This window comes from Streptomyces sp. NPDC057743, assembly GCF_042798755.1.
GTDB lineage: Bacteria > Actinomycetota > Actinomycetes > Streptomycetales > Streptomycetaceae > Streptomyces.
In genome coordinates, this window is the sequence record NZ_JBHVJX010000092.1 from 1 (window position 1) to 4,517 (window position 4,517).

Annotated in this window: 1 protein-coding gene; it reads right to left on the reverse strand. The window is 69.6% G+C overall.

Annotation, left to right across the window (positions count from 1 at the left end; all coding sequences use genetic code 11):
• Window positions 1–4,517, reverse strand: a 4,517-nt coding sequence (locus ACFVFQ_RS38275) for a type I polyketide synthase (protein ID WP_383425305.1), incomplete at both ends; no start/stop codon positions are given.

The window sequence follows — 4,517 nt, forward strand, 5'->3', positions numbered from 1 at the left end:
CCCGTCAACACCACCCGATCCGAATCCGCCAACGCCACCGCCGCACCCAACAACGGGTGACCGGCAGAACCCAACCCCAGCCCCCGCACATCACCCGAGGTCCGAGTAGCCGGCCTGGGCCAGTACCGCTCCCGCTGGAAGGCATACGTCGGCAGCTCAATGCGTCGTCCGCCGGCGGACAGGGCCTCCACATCGACCCGGCAGCCATGCACATGAAGCTCGGCGAGCCCGGTGAGGAAGGTGTGTTCCGAGTCTCGGTCAGCGCGCTGCGTCGCGACGCACACCGCCTCGACCTCGCTCTCGGCGACCGTCGCCGAGGCCAGCGCGGTGAGAACACCGTCCGGGCCGACCTCGACAAACCGGCGCACCCCGGAATCCGCCGCCGCACGCACCGCATCCGCGAAGCGCACGGCCTCGCGCACCTGCCGCACCCAGTACGCCGCCGAACACACCTCGTCCCCGGAAGCGACCTCGCCCGTCAGCGTCGAAATCACCGGAATCCGCGGCGCCTCGTACGTCAACTGCTCGGCAACGGCGGCGAATTCGTCCAGCATGCCGTCCATGCGGTGGGAGTGGAACGCATGCGAGACCCGCAGCCGGCTCGACTTCCGACCGTTCGCCTCGGCCCATTCCCGCACGGCCTCGACGGCGTCAACGTCACCAGACACCACCACGGAATCCGGCCCATTGACGGCAGCCAACGACACCGACTCGCCGAGCAGGTCAGCGATCTCGTCCTCGCGGGCCTGGACGGCGAGCATCGCGCCGCCCTCAGGCAGCGCCTGCATCAACCGACCGCGGGCAGCAACCAACGTGCAGGCATCCTCCAACGACAGCACACCCGCCACATGCGCCGCCGCCAACTCACCAATCGAGTGGCCGATCAACACATCCGGGACGACACCGAAGGACTCCAGCAACCGGAACAGCGCCACCTCAACCGCAAACAACCCCGTCTGGGCGTGAACAGTCCGATTCAGCTCGGCCTCGTCCTCGCCCCACAGCACCCCACGCAGGGAGGAGCCCAACGCGCGCTCAAGCTCACCCACCACCGCGTCGAAAGTCTCGGCAAACACCGGGAAACGGGCATACAACTCCCGTCCCATGCCCAGACGTTGGGAGCCCTGGCCCGAGAACAGGAACCCGATCCGGCCGCCGGCGGCGCGTGCCTGGCCGCGGACCACTCCCGCGCCCGGCCGGCCGTCCGCGACCGTCGCCAGCCCCGCCATCAGCGTTTCGCGATCCGTGCCGACCACGGCCACGCGGTGTTCGAAGCCGGCTCGGGTCGTCGCCAGCGAGAAGCCAACGTCAGCCGGTGACAGTTCCGGACGTTCGGCCAGATAGCTGCCCAGGCTCCGTGCCTGGGCGCGCAGGCCGGCCTCGGAGGGGGCCGACACGATCCACGTCGCGAGCCCGGTCGCGTCCGGGGCCGTCTCGGGGTGCGACGGCTCGGCGGCGACATCGGCCGGCGCCTGTTCCACGATCAGATGCGCGTTGGTGCCGCTGATCCCGAACGACGAGACCGCCGCCCGCCGCGTCCGGCCCGTAGCGTCCCACTGACGGTCCTCGGTCAGCAGTTCCACCGCGCCCACGGACCAGTCGACATGCGTCGACGGCGCGTCGACGTGCAGCGTCCTCGGCAGCACCGCATGCCGCATGGCCTGCACCATCTTGATGATGCCGGCGACGCCGGCGGCGGCCTGGGTGTGCCCGATGTTGGACTTGATCGACCCCAACAGCAAGGGACGCTCGGCGTCCCGCTCCTGCCCGTACGTCGCCAGCAGCGCCTGGGCCTCGATCGGGTCGCCCAGCGACGTACCCGTGCCGTGCGCCTCCACGACATCAACGTCGGTCGCGGACAAGCCCGCGTTCGCCAACGCCTGCCGGATCACCCGCTGTTGGGAGGGTCCGTTAGGCGCCGTCAGGCCGTTGGAGGCGCCGTCCTGGTTCACCGCCGAGCCCCGGACCACTGCCAGGACCCGGTGCCCGTTGCGCCGCGCGTCCGACAGCCGTTCCAGCAGCACCATCCCGACGCCCTCGGAGAAGCCCGCGCCGTCGGCGGCATCGGCGAAGGACTTGCAACGCCCGTCCGCGGCCAGTCCGTTCTGCCGCGAGAACTCGCTGAACAGCGAGGGGTGGGCCATCACCGTCACGCCACCGGCCAGCGCCAGCGAGGTCTCTCCGCTGCGCAGTGCCTGTACCGCGAGGTGCGTGGCGACGAGCGAGGACGAGCAGGCGGTGTCCACCGTGACCGCCGGTCCCTCGAAGCCGAAGACGTAGGACACCCGGCCGGACAGCACACTGCCGGAGGTGCCGTTGCCGATGTACCCCTCCAGGCTGCGGAGGTCCTCGCCGGAGGCCATCAGGCGGGTCGCGTAGTCGTGGTACATGACGCCGGCGAAGACGCCGGTCTTGCTGCCGCGGAGCGAACCGGGGTCGATGCCCGCCCGCTCGATCGCCTCCCAGGAGGTCTCCAACAGCAGCCGCTGCTGCGGGTCCATCGCCAACGCCTCGCGCGGCGAGATCCCGAAGAACGCCGGGTCGAAGTCGGCCGCGTCATGCAGGAAGCCGCCCTCCCGTGCGTACGACGTGCCGGTCTTCCCCGAGTCGACGTCGAACAGTGCCTCCAGGTCCCAACCACGGTCGGTGGGGAAGCCCGAGATGCCGTCCCCGCCGGAGGCCACCAGGTCCCACAGCTGGTCCGGGGTGGTCACGCCGCCGGGGTAGCGGCAGGCCATGCCGACGATGGCGATGGGTTCGTTCGTGGAAGTGGAAGTGGTCACCGCCGTCGTCGGGTTGGCGCTTCCGGTCGACTGCTGCCCGCGCCCCGTGACCTCGTCCCGGACGAATTCCGCCAGGACGACCGGGGTCGGATAGTCGAAGACCAACGTCGCCGGCAGCCTCAACCCCGTCGCCGCATTCAGACGGTTCCGCAGCTCCACGGCGGTCAACGAATCGAAACCCAAGTCCTTGAACGGACGGGTGGGTTCGACGTCCGACGCCGAGGCGTGACCCAGCACCTGGGCAATGTGCCGAAGCGCCATCTCCAACACGTCCCGCAACTGCTCCGCCGCATCCAGCCGCGCCAACCGGGCCGCAAAATCGGAGACCTCCACCTCCCTCCCACGCACCGCACGCCGCACCGGAACCCGCACCAGCTCACGCAACACCGGCGGGACCCCGACCGACGCCGCGCTGGCCCGAACAGCAGCCAGATCCAACGGAACCGGCACCACGACCCCGCGATCGGCATCAAGGGCGGCATCAAACAGCTCAAGCCCCTGCTCCGAGGTCAGGACGCCGGTCCCACCGCGGTTGAGCCGCCCCTTGTCCCCGTCGTCCAGGTGGCCAGTCATGCCGCTGGCCTGCTCCCACAGACCCCACGCCATGGACATCGCCGGCAGGCCCTGGGCCCGTCGATGCTGCGCCAGGGCATCCAGATACGTGTTGGCCGCCGCGTAGTTCCCCTGCCCGGCGCCGCCGAAGATCCCGGCCGCGGACGAGAACAGTACGAAGGCGGAGAGGTCACAGTCACGGGTGAGCTGATGCAAGTTCCACGCCGCATCCACCTTCGGCCGCAACACGGCACGCACCCGCTCCGACGTCAACGACTCAACGACACCGTCGTCCAACACACCCGCGGTATGAACCACACCGCGCAACGGCCGGTCCTCGGGGATCTCGGCCAGGACGCCCGCCAACGCCTCACGATCGGCGGCGTCGCAGGCCGCCACACGCACCTGAGCACCCAACTGCGTGAGTTCTGCGGCCAGTTCGCCGGCCCCTGGAGCGTCCATACCCCGACGGCTGAGCAGAAGCAGATGCCGCACACCATGGCGAGAGACCAGATGCCGGGCAACCAAACCACCCAACGTCCCGGTGCCACCAGTGATCAACACCGTGCCGTCCGAGGCCCACATCTCCCCAGACACCGCACTTCGCGGCTCGGGCATACGACGCAGCCGCGGCGCGAACATCTCACCGGCCCGCACCGCTACCTGAGGCTCGTCGGCGAGCATTTTCGGTACCGCCGAGCCAATTTCGTTGATGTCCTCGACGTCCAGCAGCGCGAACCGGCCCGGGTGCTCCGCCTGCGCAGAACGCACCAACCCCCACGCGCCAGCCTGCGCCACCCCTTCGACAGAATCCTCCGCCCGAACGCCCACCGCACCTCGCGTCACCACCACCAACCGCGACTGCGCCAACCGCTCCTCACCAAGCCACGCCTGCACCAACCCCAACGCCCCAACAACACCCGAGCGGCCAGAAGAGACATCCTCGATGGCGACAGCCACAACCTCCGGGGCATCCATCCCCGCCTCGACGGCATCGGTCAACGCATCGATGGACGCGAACCGCCCACCAGGCCCGTCGAGTTGGCCCAACCCAACCCAACCCGCCGACTCCGACGAAGCGCTGCTCCCTTCCACCGCGCGCCACGCCACATCAAACAACGACCCCGCACCCCGAGCAGCCGAACGCAACTGCTCGGCAACCGCCTCCCGCAACACCAACCG